Origin of the sequence: Cytobacillus spartinae (genome assembly GCF_042865285.1) — a bacterium.
GTDB classification, from domain to species: Bacteria; Bacillota; Bacilli; order Bacillales; family Cytobacillaceae; genus Robertmurraya_A; species Robertmurraya_A spartinae.
Window position 1 is genome coordinate 76,735 of sequence record NZ_JBIACK010000006.1, and the last position, 20,223, is coordinate 96,957.

General features: G+C 39.0%; 16 protein-coding genes and 1 riboswitch. Of the genes, 1 reads left to right on the plus strand and 15 read right to left on the minus strand.

The window, feature by feature from the left end; genetic code table 11:
- Positions 1-48 precede the first annotated feature (48 nt).
- The 4 genes from ACFYKX_RS13605 to ACFYKX_RS13620 all read right to left on the minus strand — a co-directional run bounded on the left by ACFYKX_RS13605 (position 49) and on the right by ACFYKX_RS13620 (position 5,175).
- On the minus strand, positions 49-1,242 hold the full coding sequence (locus tag ACFYKX_RS13605; protein ID WP_389361604.1) for a PDZ domain-containing protein: 1,194 nt from the start codon (positions 1,240-1,242) through the stop codon (positions 49-51).
- A gap of 540 nt (positions 1,243-1,782) precedes the next feature.
- Positions 1,783-3,237, minus strand: a complete 1,455-nt coding sequence (locus ACFYKX_RS13610) for a S41 family peptidase (RefSeq protein WP_389361605.1) — start codon at positions 3,235-3,237, stop codon at positions 1,783-1,785.
- Positions 3,238-3,405: 168 nt separating this feature from the next.
- Complete coding sequence (locus tag ACFYKX_RS13615) at positions 3,406-4,404, minus strand: HD-GYP domain-containing protein (protein ID WP_389361606.1); 999 nt, start codon at positions 4,402-4,404, stop codon at positions 3,406-3,408.
- A 79-nt stretch (positions 4,405-4,483) separates the two neighbouring features.
- Positions 4,484-4,565: riboswitch (cyclic di-GMP riboswitch) on the minus strand.
- A 100-nt stretch (positions 4,566-4,665) separates the two neighbouring features.
- The gene (locus ACFYKX_RS13620; RefSeq protein ID WP_389361607.1) at positions 4,666-5,175 is read right to left on the minus strand and encodes a GNAT family N-acetyltransferase; all 510 of its coding nucleotides are present in this window, start codon (positions 5,173-5,175) and stop codon (positions 4,666-4,668) included.
- A gap of 449 nt (positions 5,176-5,624) precedes the next feature.
- Here ACFYKX_RS13620 and ACFYKX_RS13625 point away from each other — a divergent pair.
- Positions 5,625-6,958, plus strand: a protein-coding gene (locus ACFYKX_RS13625) for an IS3 family transposase (RefSeq protein WP_389361608.1) whose coding sequence is annotated in 2 segments (ribosomal slippage) — positions 5,625-5,997 and positions 5,997-6,958 — 1,335 coding nt in all. Because the reading frame shifts where the segments join, the coding sequence is not laid out codon by codon here.
- Between the two features lie 62 nt (positions 6,959-7,020).
- Here ACFYKX_RS13625 and ACFYKX_RS13630 read toward each other — a convergent pair.
- From ACFYKX_RS13630 to ACFYKX_RS13680, 11 genes are all read right to left on the minus strand, one after another.
- A complete protein-coding gene (locus ACFYKX_RS13630; RefSeq protein WP_389361609.1) occupies positions 7,021-8,256 on the minus strand; it encodes a murein hydrolase activator EnvC family protein in 1,236 nt (411 codons plus the stop codon).
- A 199-nt stretch (positions 8,257-8,455) separates the two neighbouring features.
- The gene (gene ftsX, locus ACFYKX_RS13635) at positions 8,456-9,349 is read right to left on the minus strand and encodes a permease-like cell division protein FtsX (protein ID WP_389361610.1); all 894 of its coding nucleotides are present in this window, start codon (positions 9,347-9,349) and stop codon (positions 8,456-8,458) included.
- Positions 9,339-10,025 carry a cell division ATP-binding protein FtsE gene (gene ftsE, locus ACFYKX_RS13640; protein ID WP_389361611.1) on the minus strand — a complete coding sequence of 229 codons (687 nt, stop codon included), beginning with the start codon at positions 10,023-10,025 and terminating at the stop codon, positions 9,339-9,341. The genes ftsX and ftsE overlap by 11 nt, the downstream gene beginning before the upstream one ends.
- 564 nt (positions 10,026-10,589) lie before the next feature.
- Positions 10,590-10,931 (minus strand): cytochrome c551, encoded by a 342-nt coding sequence (gene cccB, locus ACFYKX_RS13645; protein ID WP_389361612.1) that lies wholly within the window; start codon positions 10,929-10,931, stop codon positions 10,590-10,592.
- 51 nt (positions 10,932-10,982) lie between these two features.
- The gene (locus ACFYKX_RS13650) at positions 10,983-11,849 is read right to left on the minus strand and encodes a YitT family protein (RefSeq protein WP_389361613.1); all 867 of its coding nucleotides are present in this window, start codon (positions 11,847-11,849) and stop codon (positions 10,983-10,985) included.
- A 639-nt stretch (positions 11,850-12,488) separates the two neighbouring features.
- Positions 12,489-13,590 (minus strand): peptide chain release factor 2 gene (gene prfB / locus ACFYKX_RS13655; protein ID WP_389361614.1). Its coding sequence is split into 2 segments (ribosomal slippage): positions 12,489-13,517 and positions 13,519-13,590, totalling 1,101 coding nucleotides; the frame shifts between segments, so codons are not numbered across the junction.
- A 139-nt stretch (positions 13,591-13,729) separates the two neighbouring features.
- A complete protein-coding gene (secA, locus tag ACFYKX_RS13660) occupies positions 13,730-16,243 on the minus strand; it encodes a preprotein translocase subunit SecA (protein ID WP_389361615.1) in 2,514 nt (837 codons plus the stop codon).
- Between the two features lie 221 nt (positions 16,244-16,464).
- A complete protein-coding gene (locus ACFYKX_RS13665; RefSeq protein ID WP_389361616.1) occupies positions 16,465-17,697 on the minus strand; it encodes a YecA family protein in 1,233 nt (410 codons plus the stop codon).
- Positions 17,698-17,794: 97 nt separating this feature from the next.
- Complete coding sequence (locus ACFYKX_RS13670) at positions 17,795-18,637, minus strand: DUF1028 domain-containing protein (protein WP_389361617.1); 843 nt, start codon at positions 18,635-18,637, stop codon at positions 17,795-17,797.
- Positions 18,638-18,832: 195 nt separating this feature from the next.
- On the minus strand, positions 18,833-19,363 hold the full coding sequence (locus ACFYKX_RS13675) for a chromate transporter (RefSeq protein ID WP_389361618.1): 531 nt from the start codon (positions 19,361-19,363) through the stop codon (positions 18,833-18,835).
- Positions 19,360-19,920: a chromate transporter gene (locus ACFYKX_RS13680; RefSeq protein ID WP_389361619.1), complete on the minus strand. Its 561-nt coding sequence runs from the start codon at positions 19,918-19,920 to the stop codon at positions 19,360-19,362. Before ACFYKX_RS13680 ends, ACFYKX_RS13675 begins: the two co-directional genes overlap by 4 nt.
- Positions 19,921-20,223: the final 303 nt, after the last annotated feature.

Genomic DNA, 20,223 nt, shown 5'->3' on the forward strand with positions numbered 1-20,223 from the left:
TAGAAAAAGCGAGAGAATTTGTTTCTCCCGCTGAAAATCATAAATACACTAGCTCGCTTCCGTATCCCACTTCTTCTCCTCTTGAACAAACAAAATACCCAGCTCATGATGATCCCCTTCATATAGGGCTCTTTGAGCAAAACGAACTTGTCCGTTTACATCGACAACTTCTAGTTTGCAGTGAGCACGATTTCGTTGAAGCGCTTCATAGAAAGCTTTTTCATCATGGACAGGTGTTCCGTTTACTTTAGTAATAAGTTCCCCTACTTGTAATAACATCCTACTTGCAGGAGACTGTGGAATAATCCCTAAAACCATTAATCCATGATTTCGTTTGGAAAAATAGAAAGGAAGGTTTTCCTCACTTACACGTTGACGATACGTTAATAGCTCACGTCCGATAATCCCCAACGCGACTACAACTATTGAAATCATTGGTATCCAATAACTTCCGATTGTAAGTAAAACTAATGCCGAACCGAGTACAATGACTCTTTTTCCAAGAAGTTGAATCGCTTCCTTTGGCAAAGCGCCTTGTACTTGTTGATGAAATCCAATCGCAAAAGGGACTAATAACAGTGAATATGTATTTCCACCTGCTGTGAAAACCGGCCACCACTCCAACTGAGATTGTAACGCTTCACCAGGAATTAAAATAAACGCTGGTAGCATCCAGAGGCGTTTTACTTCATGAACCCCTACTCGTAATCCCCGTTTACTTTTAACTAACTTAGGAGATGTCCCTTTTTTACCGTTCCTTAAAATTAGGACTCCTTCTCCGATTAAAAGAATGGCCATTAAAGCAGCAACTGAAGGGTATAGGTTTTGATCTAAACTAGCTATCATTTCTGGGAAAAGAGGGATTTGCCAATTTTGACCACTAACGAAAATTAGTGCAAAAAACGTGAATCCGACCGTGTACACTGGCGATAACACTCTGACTTTTGTCGTTAAGGCCCCTACTATGGTAAGGAAGCCGGTAAGGAATATAGCTGCAAGCGGAACGACCATGCCTGCTCCGATTGTAATTACTGAGATGATTAATCCTAATAGGATACCAAGTGGGAGAAGCTGCCTTAATTCAAAGTAAGCATTCTCTGCTCTTACATGGAAGTCCTTCCGCTCTCGTTTTACACGCGCAACACCCATCAATGCCGCCGCAAAAAACAGGCAGTAGAATACTGGATGAATCAATATTTTTAATGTTCCGATTAAAAACTGCATGAGCCAATCTTGCACCATCTGAAGTCACCCTCTATCTCAGAATCTATTACTAGATTTCAACGAAATATCTATTACCCTTTATTTTACCAAATATAGTAGGTGACAAGCATTATAAATATTTTTGTAATATTTTGGAGACTATTTTTTATAGGTAAATAGGAACAAATGTTCTTATTTTTATAGAAGACATGGTAGAGAGTGTGATAAACTGAAATTGCAACTGAATATTGTGAGGGTGGTTGGTTGTTGTCTTCTTTCCAATGAGGGAAGGAGGTGATAATGATGGAAACATTTCTTGAATTTCTACGAGAAATTTTGAGAGGAATAGTACGGGAATTAGGTGCTTATTTTTTTCGGAAGAATATACTAGAAAACGAGAAAACCACCCCGCGCCGTAGGAAGCAAAGGGGTGGTTTAAGTAAAAAATAAAGCTTATTATACAACCACCACCCTTACGGTGAGGTTGCTGGAGAAGTGTTCGCGCACTTCTCTTCATATCATATGTTCATTATACATGAAATAAACGCTTAAATAAAGACATGTGAGAGTTGTAGAGAACTATCTCGACAAATATCGTATAGCCGTCTGTAGTTGAAGATCATTTTGTTCTTTTCTCATTTCTTGAATAACAGCTTGTTCTAACGCAGCAGCAGTTTTAGAATCAATCATCCCAGTAACTTTCAAACCATTTTGCTGTTGAAATGCTCTTACTGCCACTTCTGTTGACTCACTAAAATATCCATCCTCGCGGCCAGGGGCTAAACCTAGACCATCAAGCATTTGTTGGGCATTCATTACCTGCTCATTATTCATATCCTTCTTCAATGGCTCTTCAATCTGTAAAGGATGAGTATGATAAATAGCAGGCTGAGTTACTTCCATATTTGGCTCGATTCCCTCTCTATGAATCCAGTTGCCATCAGGTGTTAGCCATTTAAAAAGCGTGAGCTTAATGTTACTTCCATCCCCCATAGGAACTGCTTGTTGAACCGTACCTTTTCCAAACGTTCTTTCCCCAATCAGTTTGAATCCTTCCGCTTCTTTTAACGCACCAGCCAAGATCTCAGATGCCGATGCACTTCCTTGGTCAATGAGAACCGCAACAGGATACTCTTTGTCTTTTTCAAGATTGGAGAAATAACGCATCTTCTCGCCATTTCGTTTTTGAATTTGTACATACGGTTTTTCTTTGGATACAAACTCCTTTAAAATTTCTTCAACACTGGATAAAAGCCCGCCCGGATTTCCACGAACATCAATTATTAACCCATCCATTCCCTTTTTCTCTAAGCGTTTGAGTTCGGTTTTAAACTCTTTAGCTGTTTCTTCAGAGAAGGAAGTAATCTCTAAATATCCGATATTTTTGCCGCTTTGCTTTTTAAGATCACTGTACACGGTAATTTGAGGAATTTCATCTCTTTTTACTTCAATGGTCAGAGGATCGGACAAGCCTTTACGAGCAATTTCTAGCTTTACCTTCGTTCCCTTTTCTCCACGAATTTTAAGTGTCGCTTCATATAAATCAAGCCCTTCAACGCTTTCGCCATCTACGGATAAAATTTCATCATTCGGCTTAAGCCCTGCCTTTTCTGCAGGAGAATCCTTGAACGGCGCAACAATAATAATTTTTCCATCCACCGTACTTACCTCTGCTCCGATGCCCTCAAAAGAAGATTCCAATGTTTCATTAAATTGCTTGGCCGTTTCCTTATCCATATAAACAGAATACGGATCTTCAAGAGTAGAGAGCATCCCTTGAATGGCACCTTCAACAAGCTTCTCTTGCTCCACCTGTTCCACATAGCTGCTTAAAATAAGTTCATATGCTTTGCCAACCTTATCTAAATCTTCTAGATTAATATTCTCTGAAGAACCCACATTCTGATCCTCTGTATGTTCTTCTAGCTGAGAACGAGTTTCCTCGTCCATATTCCACTTCATATACGTATATGTCCCACCTGCTCCTGTTAACAGAGAGCCTGTCATTAAAAGAGCGATCCATTTCCGATTCATGATTTTCCCCCTCGTTCGTTCGGCCAATGCTTTTGTTTCTATCCTACCATTCTCTAATTTTTGCGTATGTAGCAACCGATTTATTTAAAAAGACATCTCCAAAGGTGGGATGTCTTTGTTAGTCTACTATATGATTGCATGGGACGAGTTATGAGGAAAATTAAGTTTCTACACAGTTTCAATTGATTGGTCTACTTCCTGAATCATTAGTGTCGGTTGATCAGCAAGTGAGATTTCTTCCATGGTTGATAGTATGCGGACAGTTGGTCTATGTAGGTTTTGGTCAATTTTATAAACAATGCCTACTTGTCCGTTATTGAGCTTAACTTTTGTACCCGGTGGATAAGTGGGAACCCCATTACAAAACGCCTGTACAACAGCATGACTATACGTATTTTCAGACTTCGTCATAATCATTTCCATTGCCAAATGAGGAGGGTATTTTTCCTTTGAAATTAGATTTTCATAAAGATTAGCAATTCCACCGATCTGGCCAACTTCAAGGAATTCTTCGCCTCTAATTCTTCTCGGATATCCACTTCCGTCTAATGACTCATGATGTTGAAAGGCAACATGTGTCGTGAGAACCTTTAATTCTCTCGTTTTTCGTAAAAGCTCAAACCCTTCTGTTGGATGATTTTCCTCATTTCCAATCACCTTACCGATATCATGTAAAAGGGCCCCAATCGCTAAATCTCTTAGTTGAATCATATTATAGTTCAATTTTGTTCCGACTTGAACCGATAAAAGAGCAACATTTACAGCATGTGCATATGGAATCAATTCAGGGGTTAGTGCCGTCGATGGAATAAGGACAATAATCGGACGATTTCGTACCTCCATCAGAAGTTTGCCCACAAACTCTTGAATACGCTTGACCGTAATCTGAGAGATGCTTTTGTTTCTTTTTACCTCGGTGTACACTTCTTCTACAAGTTTAATAGCGTCCATCCAAGTTGGCATGTCTAACATCTCATCAAGCGTAATCCCTGCTGATTCAGCATCTTCAACAATTAAGCTCCGAATATTCAATTCTTTTATCTTTTGTAAGTATGTAGGATGAATGGACCGACCTGCTGCTAATAAGATTCTTCGTCTCGAATCATATACAGGCTTTGCCAGCTGCATCGTATCATAATCATATGAGTCGATATGAATCATTCTCATTGTTATACCTTCTTTCTTTTACAGTGAAAATATAAAATCCTCCCGAAAAAGGAGGAGGAAAGTTTAAGAATCCATCTGTTTCGGTAACCCGGCGATCATAGAAAAACCTTAGACCCGTGGCTTTGCGTCCCTACCTTTCGATAGGTTTGCCTTTGTCCTATATATAAATTTAAAACATTTAGTAACTCGAATAGTTTAATTTTACACGAAATTATGCTTTAAAGTAATAAAAACTTTGTCAAAATTTGTAGGAATTGATTCCTATTCTTTATAGAGTATAAAATCAATGGATGTCACTTTTTGATTCGTTACGGTCATTCCGAGTTTTTCTAATATTTTTATAGATGCAAAGTTATCTTTTTGTACGTCTGTTGCAGTTATACCTTTAACACCTGGCTGTTTGAAAGCCCAGCTAATTAACCCTTTAGCCATCTCCGTTGCATACCCTTTTCCGCTGAATGTATGGTGGATTCCATAACCTATCTCAACTAGTCCATTTTCATTTGGTAAGGATTTAAAGCCTATTGTACCTACTACTGTATTTGATTCGAGTTCAACGATGAATCCATACCACGGGATAAGTTTGGGGTTAGCTGTTATCTTTTGTAGCCTGATGGGAAAAACGCGGTCTCTATAAATGCTGTTTACAAAGTCTTCTGGTATTTTAACCTGACTAGTATGTTCAAATTCCGCAGGACCGCTCAAAGCTGCTTCAATGGACTCAGCTGTCATCGGCAAAAATCCAAGTCGATTTGTTTTAATCGTAAACATGCTATCATCTCCTCTGAAGTCTCATTATAGGGGAGAAAAAAATAATTCATAGACTTATATCTTAAAAAATTGTAAGATGAGGCTTGAAGTATGCCCAAACCCGTACTTTTTTAGTGTGGGTTTTTATTTTGTTTGAAATTAAGTTGCTAGATTTATGAAATAAGTTCGTAATAAACATCAAACTTTTAATTATTCGTTGAAAATTGTTCTTTATCAATCGAAATTTAATTTTTTCTTCGAATATCATGATTTTTCTTCTAATTTTAGGATTTATCGATTATTCGACAAAATAGGGACCACTCCGCCACAAAAAACGACTTAAGCTGAATTAATGAACTATACCCCGAATAACGGACACCATTAAAAAAGGTGCCCCTTATTCGGGGTTTTTTATATCTAATTAGAAAATCCCGTTTATAATGAATTCATACGTAAAACGGGGGATTATCATGGCCAAGAATATATATACAGAATTTCAAATTAAAGAACTAGAGAAGAATCCAAATATAATCAATGCATCTGATAAATCTATTTCTTACAAAGCTGAATTTAAGATAAAAGCAGTACAAGAATATAAATTAGGGAAAGGTCCTTCCCAAATCTTTATTGAAAATGGGTTCAACCTTGAGATAATAGGCAAAGATCAACCTAAACGTTGTCTTTCAAGATGGAGGGAAACTTTTGAAAGGTTTGGAGAAGAAGGCTTCCTCACGGAACGCCGAGGGAAAGGAAGTACGGGGAGACCTTCTTCAAGAACCCTTTCTGTGGAGGATAAATTAAAGAAAGCAGAAGCGAGAATAAAATTCCTTGAAGCTGAAGTGGACTTCCTAAAAAAGCTCGAAGAACTAGAAAGGCAGGCGTTGAAGAAGAAACAATTCTAACACCAGCTGAAAAGTTCTATCTGATTGAGAAGACTGTAAGGGAACATCAATTGAAGGACACTATTACTTATCTATGTAAATTGGCTGGTGTAAGCCGAAGTGGCTATTATGATTGGGTTAAGGCTGCTCCTTCAAGGGAGATTCGAAATGAGCAAGATGAACTGGATATTGAATTAATAAGAACAATTTTCTCTTCTAAGAATGAGAAGGTTGGTGCCCTTCAAATAAAAATGATTATGGAAAATGATTATTCAGCTGTCATGAACCATAAGAAGATTAGAAGACTCATGAAAAAGTATGGTTTGGTAGCAAAGATTAGAAAGGCAAATCCATATCGTAAGATGGCAAAGGCGACCCAGGAGCACCGCACTTGCCCTAACCTTCTCGACCGTAACTTTAACCAAGGGGAACCAGGGAAAGTATTGCTTACAGATATTACTTATATTTACTATGGTAAGGGTCAGAAGGCTTATTTATCATGTGTAAAAGATGGATCAACCAATGAAATCCTGGCGCATCATATATCTACAACCTTGGAAATGGATATTGTATATAAGACATTAGAAAAGCTAAAAAAAGCAGTAAATAATCATTTCCACCCTGATGCAATCCTACATTCAGACCAGGGTTTCCATTATACTCATCCCGCTTTTCAAATGAAGGTGAAAAAACTTGGGTTAACCCAATCAATGTCCCGTAAGGGAAACTGTTGGGACAATGCCCCAATGGAAGGGTTCTTTGGACACTTTAAAGATCTAGCTGAGTATAGGTCATGTGAAAATCTAGCAGAAGTAACCGCAGAAATTAATCGAGTTATTGAAGAATATAACAATCATCGCTATCAGTGGGGCTTAAACAAAATGACCCCGGTACAATACCGGAGTCATCTATTAGCAGCTTAAGCACTTTTTTTAACTGTCCGTAAAAGGGGGCACAGTTCATAAGCCTAAGTCGTTTTTTATTATTATAGTGGCACTACGCCAACTGGGTTTATCGCATTTGTTTTACCTGCGTTCCACGGTCCTTTGTGAAGTTCAAAGTGTAAATGCTGACCGAATGAATAACCTGTGTTACCCATGTAACCGATTTGCTGACCTTTTGCAACAACAGCTCCCTCTTCAACAGAGCGGCTGCTCATATGTGCATAAACCGTTGTATAGATCTGACCGTTAATCGAGTGTGAGATGAAAATGGCGTTTCCATAACTACTAGAATAGTAGGAACGGATGACTACTCCATCTGCAGCTGAAACGATTGGAACTGATCCTTTTGCTGCTATATCGACACCAGCATGGAATTCACCCCAACGATGACCGAAGCCAGAAGATAAATAACCGGCAGATGGTCTAGTAAAGGTTCCATTTGAAACTGGAGGTGTGGAACCGCCAGACTGTTTCTGTCTTTGTTGCTCAGCAATACGTTTTTGCTCTAACTGAATTGCTTTTTGCATGGCAGCTTGCTGCTTAGCTAAAAGCTGAGCTTCTTCTTCAAGCTCTAATTTTTCAGCATGCATCTGCTGTTCTTGCTTCTTCAAAGCTGACATGACTTTATCTTTTTCCGCTTTTTGAGCGTTTAAGCTTTTCTTCATTTCTTCTAATTCTGAAAGCATGTTTTCAAGACTAGCTAACTCATTCTCCAGCTGAGCTTGCATTTCTTCTAGAAGTTTCTTATCTTCTCTGTGCTGGTTAAGAATGTCTTGGTCGGCTTCAACGATGGTGGCAACTGCTCCAAGTCGATCAATGAAATCCCCGAAGCTCTTTGCTCCCATTAGAACATCCAAGTAACTTACGACGCTTCCGTTTTCCTGGAACGAACGAGCACGATCTTTCAATAATTCATTACGTTTATTAATACGCGCTGTTAAAACGACAATCTCTTTTTGTAACTCTTCAATCTCTATTTTTTTGGCTTCGATTTCTTTTTGCTTTTCAATAATTTTTGTTTCTGCATCACCAATAGCTAAATCGAGTCTCTTAATCTCACTTTTTAATTCAGCTTGCTCCTGTTGAATGGAATCAATTTCTTGTTCCGCTTCATCAATTTGTGAATTAACATCTGAACGTTTGTTTTGAAGTTCACTTTTTTGGTTCTTCAAATCTTGTAGTTTTGATGCTGATGCGATATCAGTTGGTACACCTGCTACAATGCTTCCGAACCCTAAAGCCGCAACTATCGATAATGTTAACACTGACTTTTTCAATGCCGATTTCTCCTTTCCATTAAGCCGTTTTCTTCGACTTCCAATGATTCATATGTACAGGTAAATCGATTTTTATATTTATTTGAAACATTTTCCAAGAGTAATTCGTCTAAATAATTAAGCTTATTGAAGGACCTCATATTCCCCCCGAGGCCCTTCAAAAGCATTTTTTTATTTTAAAGGATGGCATATCCTAGAGTTACGCCTTCAAAAATTTCCTCACAGACATCAAACTTCCCCAAATTCCAATTAATCCTCCCATTAAAATGAGAAGTCCTGCAATTTGGTAGATAAACGGGTTAAACTCAAGAATTTGAATAAAATGGCCTTCGATTCTAGGCTGTATATAGCTATAAGCATAGTGGTAGCCAGTACCAATCAATGCAATCGGAAGGACTGCTCCAAGTACACCTAGCATTAAGCCTTCTAAGAAAAATGGCCAACGAATGAAGGAGTTTGTCGCCCCTACTAATCTCATAATCTCAATTTCTTTTCTTCTAGCCACAATGGTTATTTTAATCGTATTGGAAATTAGAAACATCGCGGTAAAAAGAAGACCTACGATCAATCCAATACCAACGTTTCTACTTAACTTAATGAATTCGAAAAGCTTTTCAATCTGGCCTTGGCCATACTTTACTTTTGAAGCAAAATCAAGTTTTTCAATTTGCTTTGCAACTAACATCGTATCTGTTGGTTTTTTCGTCTTTACGATAAATACATCATTTAACGGATTATCCTGTTCAAAAAGCTTAAAGGCTTCACCTTCTTCACCAAGACTAGCAATTAGGTTAGTTAGCTCAGTTTCTTTCGATGAATACAAGACACTTTTCACCTGAGGAATTTGTTCGATCTTTGTCTGTAGTGCCTGCTGATCGCTTTCCTCTGCCGTTAAATCGATGTGAACGCGAATTTCAACGTCCTCTTCGATCGTAGTAGCTACTTTATTGAGATTCATCATAATGACGAAAAATACACCGACTAAAATAAGGGTGACCGTTACGGCACTAACGGAAGCAAATGTCATCCAACCATTTCGCCCAAGGTTCCTCATACTTTCCTTTACATGACGACGAAGAGTTCTAGCTTTCATAGCCGTAATCACCTCTCATCTGGTCACGTACAATTTTTCCGCTTTCAATGGCAATTACTCGATGCTTAATAGTATTTACAATATCTTTATTGTGAGTAGCCATAACAATTGTGGTTCCTCTCGTGTTGATTTCTTCAAAGATGTTCATGATCTCCCATGAAGTTTCGGGATCAAGGTTCCCAGTAGGCTCGTCCGCAATCATAACCTTTGGTGAATTGACAATTGATCTTGCAATTGATACCCGTTGCTGTTCCCCACCCGATAATTCAGTTGGGAGCATACGCGCCTTATGCTTTAGGTTAACAAGATCTAAAGTCTCCATCACACGCTTTTTAATATACTTTGGCTGCTCCTCAATTACTTCAAGAGCAAATGCGACGTTTTCATAGACGGTTAAGGTTGGTAGGAGTTTAAAGTCCTGGAATACAACCCCGATATTACGACGTAGAAGAGGTACCTTACTTGGGCGTAATTTAGCAATGTTAACACCATTAATCATAATGGTCCCTTTTGTAGGTGTTTCTTCACGGTACATCATTTTAATAAAGGTAGACTTCCCCGCTCCACTTGGACCGACAACATATACAAATTCACCTTGCTTAATTTGTACATCAATCCCGTTTGCGGCGACGACACCATTCGGGTATTTTTTATAAACTTCTTGCATTTCTATCATTTATTATCACCTGAGGTAGTTTTGTGTAGGAAAAGTGCAACAAGAGATTTTCTGCAAAAAACGACAAAAATTCGACATAGTCATCTATTTCCTTCTATAAATGACATCATTCTTCACATTTTCTAAAAATTACTTACTGTTACTTGCACACAACCCATTATAACATCATACTTTGTCAAAAAAACTGCTAAAAATATTACAGTTTCTTTTCATTTCCGACAATCTTTCCCTCTCAATTCCTCTACTTGATTTAATTTCCACTCTATATATACAACAAATCTACTAGATAATCCTGCCTACTCTCTTATTTTTCAGTAAAACTACTACTATTTTTCGGCAAAAGTCACGGCAGAGACTGAGATAATTTTACATTTATTAAATGGTTGATGTGACAAATTTCTTAATTCTGTTGAGGCTAAATTTGATGAAATGAGGGATCTAAATATAGACAGGGATAAAAAAATAGAAAGCGGTGAAAACTTTATAACTCAGAGAGGGAGAAAGAGTTTATCTTAATAAAAACAAAAAACGTCCTGTAATACAGAACGTTTTCCTGTAAAAAACTTATTTCTTGCCCGCTAACCATTCAGCGACTACAGATGCATCTTCACCTTGTAGTAATCCTGCTGGCATAGCACCTTGACCATTAATAATGATGTTCTCGATATCTGCTTTAGAAAGGTTTGCACCAACCGTTTGAAGACCAGGTCCAACGCCACCTTCTAAATCCCCACCGTGACAGCTAGAACATTTTTGGCCGTATAGCTTTTCTGCATCTCCTGCAGTAGCAGTTGTTTGATCTCCACTAGCTGCGTCATCGCCGCCAGCAGCATCATCTCCTCCACCGCCACAAGCAGCTAACACTAAAGAAGTACCCATCAACAATGCAAGAAGCTTCTTTTTCAAAATAAATTCCCCCTAGGAAAATAATACATGTACGACAATATTATACCAGTCCTATGCCCTTTTGAAACCCTCTCCTAATACCTCAGAAGCGTCCATAACCACGACAAACGCAGTAGGATCAATGGTTTTGACCAGTTGTTTCAATTTTGTGAACTCCGTTTGATCCACGACGCACATCAGGATTGGGCGTTCATGATCAGTATAACCGCCATATGCTGATAGTTTTGTCACACCACGGTCAATTTTATTCAGAATTCCTTCACGAACTTCATTTTGTTTACATGTAATAATCATCGCCATCTTAGATCGACCAAATCCAACTTGCACTAGGTCAATCGTTTTACTCGTAACATACAGAGCAATTAACGCATATAAACCACGTTCAATATCAAACACGATCGCTGCAGATAGGACTATTAATCCATCAATAATCGCGACACAGGTTCCTAGGGAAAGGCCTGTATACTTGTTAATAATTTGTGCTGCTAAATCAGTCCCACCTGTTGAAGCTTTACCTAGAAAAACAATTCCAAGACCCAGCCCCACTCCAATCCCACCAAACAATGCGCTTAGTAAAGGATCCTGTGTCCATGGTTCTACCTCTTTTGTTAAGAAAACAACGAAAGGTAAAAACATGGTTCCGATTAGGGACTTAACACCAAATTGTCTTCCAAGAAGGATGACACCAGCGATAAACAGTGGGATATTGAAAGCCCATTGTACGTACGCTGGTTCTAAACCTAGTGTCGCATCTAATATCGTACTGATCCCGCTTACTCCTCCAGATGCGATTCGGTTTGGTAATAAAAATACGTTGAAGGCAATCGCAACAATCGCTGAACCAACAAGTACATAAAGATACTCTAAAGCAGTTTGTAACTTTGGATTATATGTATGAGTCCGTTTTCGTTTTGGCATAACAACTTCTCCTTTTATGTAACCGCTATTCAGTTTGACTAACCTATCGAAGGTAGTAAATTTCATAACCGACAGTGAGTATAGCACGGACTAAAAAATGTGTAAATGCCAGCAAACTACCGTATTAAAGGGGTAAATTTAGTTTGTGTAAAAAGGTGGGAGGTTATTAGGTGGGATTGTTGCATGAGATTTGAGAAGTACAGGTGAGATGTTATTAAGATAGGATAATTTGTTGATAAGATAGGATAATTTGTTGATAAAGGGGTAAGTTTTCGTTGTTAAGACTTAAAATTTGTTGATATAGTTTAATTTTTTGTAGAAAAGGGGTTGGAAATTGTAGATAGAGGATATTGACAAGAACTTAGGTAGAAGCAAATCTATGTAAAATAAGGGTTTTAACACAAATCTGATGACCTTGGTAAACAATAAGAAGAAAAAATCCGCATAAGTCTTCTAAAAAACCGCATAAATGTTGAGATTTGTGCATAACCTTACAAGATTAACGCAGAACTTTTGAAAAACACCGCATAAGTCACTAAAAGTTCCGCATAGCGTACAGCGTACGAACCGTTTCCTCTTAAAATTTGAAAACCATATAAAAACTAAACCCCCTGCCAAAAACAGCAAAGGGTTCCAAAACTAGCTCAATCTCGAGCGCAAATATGCATTTATAAAATTATCCAAATCCCCATCCATAACACCTTGTACATTTCCAACCTCAGTATTTGTACGGTGGTCCTTAACCAACGAATACGGGTGGAAAACGTAAGAGCGAATCTGGCTTCCCCAGCCGATTTCTTTTTGCTCACCACGGATTTCTAGTAGCTCCTGCTCTTGCTCTTCGATTTTCTTTTGATAAAGCTTAGCTTGAAGCATTTTCATCGCACGTTCACGGTTTTTGATTTGAGAACGCTCGGTTTGACACGTTACAACTACATTTGTTGGTAGGTGGGTAATACGAACGGCTGAGTCGGTCGTATTGATGTGCTGACCACCCGCTCCACTAGCGCGATATGTGTCAATTTTTAAATCCTCTGTACGAATGTCGATTTCGATCTCATCGTTGAATTCTGGCATAACCTCGCAAGATACGAATGATGTATGGCGGCGTCCTGAAGCATCAAACGGTGAAATACGTACCAGACGGTGTACCCCTTTTTCAGCCTTTAAATAGCCGTACGCATTGTGACCTTTAATGGCAAGAGTAACACTCTTAATTCCAGCCTCATCACCAGGAAGATAGTCCAACGTCTCAACTTTAAAGCCTTTCTTCTCTGCCCAACGCGTGTACATACGAAGAAGCATCGAGCCCCAGTCTTGAGATTCCGTTCCACCTGCACCTGGGTGAAGCTCTAAAATCGCATTATTTTTATCATAAGGCTCGCTTAAAAGTAATTGAAGTTCGAAGTCACCTAAACGCTTCATCAGATCCTTTAACTCACTTTCAAGCTCAGCTTGAAGCTCTTCATCTTTTTCTTCTTTCACAAGCTCGTATGTTAGTTCAAGATTTTCAAACGTTTCGTATAAATCATGAAACTCGTGAACCGCATCCTTCAGTGCGTTTGATTCTGAAATCACGACTTGAGCCGCTTGCTGGTCATCCCAGAAGTTTGGCTGAAGCATCACGTCATCAAGCTCAGCAATTCGTGCTTCTTTGTTCTCTAAGTCAAAGAGACCCCCTAAAGTCCGCTAATTTCTTAGCTGTTTTCTCAAGTTCATTCCGAATATCCGCTAATTCCATTATTCGTCACCTCTATATCATTTTTGTACAGAATCAATCATTTATACCCATCTCTAATACAGGAAAAAGAGAGTCGGCGTCGACCGGCCCTCTTTGAAAAAGGTTGTAGAACCGCAATGTAACGCGGTTATCCTACTTCTTACTTCCCTACTCCACAGCAGTTCTTATATTTTTTACCGCTACCACAAATACAAGGATCATTACGTCCAATATCCATTTGCTTCACGACAGGCTTTTTCTTAACTTTTTCTCCGTCTTCTTTCGGGTTTACCGCCTGACCTTTTGCTACTTCTTCACGCTCTAGGTTGTTGCGGATTTCCGCTTTCATTACGTACTTAGCCACATCTTCTTCAATGGAAACAACCATTTCTTCAAACATTGCGAAGCCTTCTTGGTTGTATTCACGAAGAGGATCGATTTGACCGTAAGCACGTAGGTGGATACCTTGGCGCAATTGATCCATCGCATCAATATGATCAATCCACTTAGAATCGACTGCACGAAGAACAACAACTTTTTCAAACTCCCGCATTTGCTCAGGTGTTAGCTGCTCTTCTTTTTCGTTGTAGCGCTCTTTTACCTTAGCAAAAATGATCTCGATCATTTCTTCTGGATCTTTTCCACGAAGCGTATTAACAGTTACGTCACCTTCATGAAGAAGGTTACCGTTCACGTAATCGATTAAACCTTGAAGGTTCCAGTTCTCTTCCTCTTCATGGCTAGGCGTATGGGCCGCCACATTACGTTGAAGAGAAGCCGTAATCATGTTTTCAATAATTTCACGCAGGTTCTCTGACTCAAGAACTTCATTACGTTGGTTGTAGAGGATTTCACGTTGCTGACGTAAAACATCATCATAAGAAAGAAGCTGTTTACGAGCATCAAAGTTATTCCCCTCAACACGTTTTTGAGCGGATTCAACGGCACGTGAAACCATTTTACTTTGAATCGGCTGTGAATCGTCCATGCCAAGACGAGTCATCATGCTCTTCATATTATCAGATCCAAAACGACGCATTAATTCATCTTCCATAGAAAGATAGAATTGTGTGATACCAGGATCTCCTTGACGTCCAGAACGTCCACGAAGCTGATTATCAATACGACGAGATTCATGTCGCTCTGTACCAATAACTGCTAGTCCGCCAAGCTCTTTCACACCTTCACCAAGCTTGATATCTGTACCACGACCGGCCATGTTTGTCGCGATGGTAACCGCGCCTTTTTGACCTGCGTCTAAGATAATTTCTGCTTCACGACCATGATTCTTCGCATTTAAGACATTGTGTTTAATGCCTTTTTTCGTTAAATATTTGGAGATTAGCTCAGATGTTTCAATTGCAACCGTACCAACAAGCACTGGTTGACCAGCTTTGTTGCGCTCAGCGATATCCTCACAAACCGCACGGAACTTGCCATCAATAGACGCATAGATTAAATCTGCACGGTCATCACGAGCAATCGGTCTGTTTGTAGGAATCACGACAACGTTCATGTTATAAATGTTGCGGAACTCCTCTTCTTCCGTTTTCGCAGTACCGGTCATACCAGCAAGCTTTTTGTACATACGGAAGTAGTTTTGGAACGTAATTGTTGCAAGTGTCATACTCTCGTTTTGGATTTCAAGGCCCTCTTTCGCCTCAATCGCTTGGTGTAGACCGTCGCTATAGCGACGACCCTTCATTAAACGACCCGTAAATTGATCTACAATGACGATTTCGCCTTCTTGAACAACATAATCAACGTCTACATGCATGCTCACATGCGCTTTTAGTGCTTGACCAATATGGTGGTTCAGAGAAACATGTCTAATATCAAAAAGGTTCTCAATTCCAAATGCTTTTTCAGCTTTAGTGATCCCCTCTTCAGTTAGCTGAACACCTTTTGTTTTTTCATCATACGTAAAGTCTTCATCCTTTTTCATCGTGCGAACGAAGGCATTTGCTTGAATATATAGTTGAGTCGACTTTTGAGCAGATCCAGAAATGATCAATGGTGTACGAGCTTCATCGATTAAAATCGAGTCAACCTCGTCAATGACCGCGTAATTAAGTGGGCGTTGAACCTTTTGCTCCTTGTATAGAACCATGTTGTCACGAAGGTAATCAAACCCTAGCTCGTTGTTTGTGCTATACGTAATGTCACACGCATAAGCTTCTTGCTTTTCTTCCTTAGAAAGGCCATTCGTGTTTAATCCCACCGTTAACCCTAAAAATTGATACAGTTGCCCCATTTCATGCGCATCACGGCTTGCAAGGTATTCGTTGACCGTTACAACGTGAACACCTTTTCCAGATAACGCATTTAGATAAACAGGCATGGTGGATGTTAACGTTTTACCTTCCCCTGTTTTCATCTCAGAAATGTTCCCTTCATGTAAAGAAACACCACCCATTAGCTGAACCGGGTATGGATATAGGCCAAGAACACGCTTAGCACCTTCACGCACAACTGCAAAAGCTTCTACTAAAAGGTCATCAAGAGATTCACCTTTTTGATGACGCTCCTTAAACTCGTCCGTTTTTGCACGTAGCTGGTCATCACTAAGTGACTCCATTTTTGATGCCAAAGCATCAATTTGCTCAGCGTATTTCGTTAATTTTTTTAACTCGCGTTTATTCGGGTCAAAGACTTTATTTAAAATTCCAAGCATCCAAAACGCTCCTTTATATTAAATAACAGTAGATAGCAGAATTTGTTCAATTAAAAAAGATTCGCTGTTAAACCGCTGAATCCCTGTCTAAATCATAAATATATGACCATACTTGTTTCATTTATACCTTATTAATATTACCACTTCCAAATTAGAGTGACAACTTATGTCTATTTCCAGATAAATAGTGGAACGGCAAAAGGCCGACCCAATGGATCGGCCTACTTCTTTTTGAATGGGAGCACTTTGGCTTTGGTTTTGGCTGGAGGCTCAACAATGAATAAATCATCATCATCAAGGTCATCCTCAAAATCTTCCTCCTCAAAAACTTTTTCATAAATATCATCAAAACTAAAAGCATCATTAGACCTTAGAGTTTTCATTTTAATATCCTCTAGAAAGTCCTTTAAGATCTCCGCGCGAAATTTACTAATTTCTTCAGAAATCTCCCCTTCAATTTCACGCTGAGCATTCGTTAAAGTAGAAGGTGTAATCCCATATATTTCAGCAAGCTCTTTTTTGGTAACCGAAAACACAGGATTCAAGCTATGGGTAATATAATGCATAGCTGCTGCGTAAGATTCAGGTGATTTCCGATGTTTTGGCTGTTCCTCACAAAATTTCAACCAGAGTATGACACCGGTAGCAATAAAAGTTGCAGGTGCACCTTCTTTTTTCATTTCATTTTCAAAAAGATTAGCAATCTCTTTATGACTTTGTTTCTGCCATTCAAAGCCGTTCGCACTATAATCCATAGAAACGAACTGTAGTTCATTCATCAACGAGACAAAATTTTCTTTTAAAAACTCATCAATGTCTTCATATCCAGAAATCTCAAACTCTCTCTTTAGAGCATTTTCTTCATCTTCGTTATATTCATTACTAACTAAGTCAAATACTGTTGGGAAAGGAATCCATTCTTCATCCAATGGAACAATCATGGCAAACACAAATGAATTTATATCAACATCTGATGAATTTGGATATTTAATCTCTATTATTTGGTCTGAAAAAGCTTCCTTAAGAGATATGTGTGTCTCAGTAGTAGCTACAACTCTCCCTGTAATAGGCCTTACCTTCGTCCAGCTTTGTAGAATTTCCCGAACCTTTGGACGTTGAATAAGATGACTTCTTTCTTTAATATACTGTTCAAGGATCGTTTTTCCATTACGTACCTGTCCAAAAAGAGTAAACCATACTGAGTGAGCAAAGCTGTAAAATTCAAGCTCTGATTCATCTTCCGTTACAATATCTAGTAGAATCTCCTCAAAATCTTGTTCCAATTCGATATCATAGTTTGTGATGGCATAATCGATAATTTGGGCTTGTAGATTCATAACTTCATTTTCTATTAAGGAATTAATCGAAACTGTCTCATTTGCTCCACAACACTTCTTAAACTTCTTCCCGCTCCCACATACGCATGGGTCATTCCGTCCTATCGTCGTATTCATCGGTCTCTCCCTCATTATTTCTCTATTTAAGATATTCATAGTTTAACCAACTTTTCATAAAAATAAAACAGCTACCATTTGGCAGCTGTTTCGAAAGTTAACCTTGTTTTTTCATATAATCTAGTACGTCTAAATCGATTTTCCCTTGTTCTAGTTCACGTGCTTCGAAGTTCTCGGTATGGATGTAAGTGGTTAGAGCCTTGTAAAGAGATTCGTCGGCAGTGTCTTCCTGTAAGTAGTTCAGACGTTGTAGCTCTTTCGTTAAGGTAACTTTCACTTCTCCTTCAATGACAGCCTTACGCTCTTCTTTCGGAGGTGCAAAGTACAGTTGTTGTAGCTCATAAATACGAATTAGTTCTTTAATCGGTTTCGGATGGTCATCAACGCGAAGATCGATGTAACGGTCGTTAAAACCAGCATAGCCACCTTTTTCTTTTACAACTAGGAGTGCCGCAGACTGTTGTCCACGTGAATCTCCACCTGCTTCTTGACCTGCATCTAAAGCAGCTAGAAGTCGCTCAGCAAGTGTTCCTTCTGCACTAGTAAACGTGCTCGCCATTGCCTGAACGGTTCTTTCATCAACGAGGATATTCCCTTGAGCCGCAAAATGAGGCCCTGTAACTCCACCTGCCCAGTCATAACAGGCACTTCCTGTAAAAGTAGCTGGATTTCCTTCGCTATCAATGATTCCCACTTGTCTAAGCTCTTTATCTTTATCATCTTTCGTAATTAGCTCGATTACTTCATCTGCGGATTTCCCTTGTGCAAAAAGTTCAAGAGCTTGAGGACCGTAAGCAGTATTTGCATATGATTGAGTTGCAACTGCTCCAACTCCAGCTTTTGCGAATGGAACCACAGCTCCTACTCCCAAAAATTTTGATTGAACGGCAATACCCCATTCTTTTTCCTTTGGATCAAATCCGACGATTGAGAAAGTCATTTATGTATCCTCCTATTTAATTTGTATAGACTAATTTCGAGAAATTAAATACATTTTCCTTCTGATGAATCAACATGCATTTTAGTAAAAACACGGATGTAAACTTATTTAATCAATCGATTGATTGAGACGCGTTGTTTCCCTTTCGTATCAAGGGTTTTCAGTCATTTAATCAAACGTTTGATTAAGACAGAATTAAGCTAGTATAAAAGCTCCGTAAACGAGAGAGCCCGCAATAACATATGCAGGATGAACCTTTAATTTTTCAAGGAGAACGAAGCTAACTCCCCCGATAAATAGGGTTTGCCAAATTCCAACACCCTCATATGATGAGAACAAAAAGTCATAGGTCATGACACCAAGTAACACCGCGATAACTGGGCGGATGTAAGTCGTCATTCTTTTTACACGTGGTGATTCCTTATATTTCATCAGTAAACCAAGTAAGGTAATCATTAAGATTAGGGATGGTGCCACCGTTGCAAACACTCCGACAGCCGCCCCTAACACGCCACCCTCAAGATATCCGATATAACCAGCCATTTTCGTAGCTATCGGCCCTGGTAATGTATTACCTAATGCTAAAACTTCACTAAACTCATTGACGGTTAACCAACCATAGCGATCCACCACTTCGTTTTCAATCAGAGGAATCGATGCTGGTCCTCCCCCATATCCTAAGATTCCGGGGATAAAGAACGCTAGAAAAATGTCAAAGTAGATCATGCAGCTTCCTCCTTTTTACTAGAGGCATCTTTTTTCAGTAACGCTCCTATTAAAAGCGCTAAGATAATGAAGGCAGGATGGATGTTAATGAACTCTATTAATAGTAAGCTGGCAACTATAAATAATAGTGTCCAGCCCCATCCCAAGCTAGATTGAGTAGACTTTTTCACAAAATCCCATGTCAGTGTTGCAAGCATGACCGCCACAACCGGAACAACAGCCGTTGCCATTCCGTTCACCCACGGCTGATCTTTGTATGCGTTTAAGACAGTTAGAAAAAGAATCATTAGTATAATCGTTGGGACAATCGTAGCGATAATTGCGTTAAGCATCCCTAACATCCCCGCAACTCGGTATCCAATATAACCAGCCATTTTTGTGGCGATCGGTCCAGGCAATGCGTTTCCTAATGCTAAAATATCTCCAAACTCATCTGTGTCCATCCATTTATATTTTTCTACCACTTCTTTATGTACTAGTGGGATCGATGAAGGTCCTCCACCGTATCCTAAAATGCCCACTCGGAAAAAGGCTAAAAATATATGTACATGCTTCATCGGTTGTTCACCCTTTTCACCCTTTCTATTAATACTGCGGATATGTATTTTCACATTCCCAGAGCGTACCAAACAACATATAGTTTAGTTTAGCTATATGTTCAAAAACCTACATTATGATATTCAGAAAAATGTGATTCTTTATATTATAGCATCTCCAAAGGAATTGTGGGGGCATGATTTTTCGGAAGTCGAAGGAAAATTTTGAGGTTATTGGTCGGATATAAATATATCGGCCACTTTCAAGATTTATCGGCGAATTTGAATGTATTTCGGCGACATTCTTAGTTTTATCGGCAACTT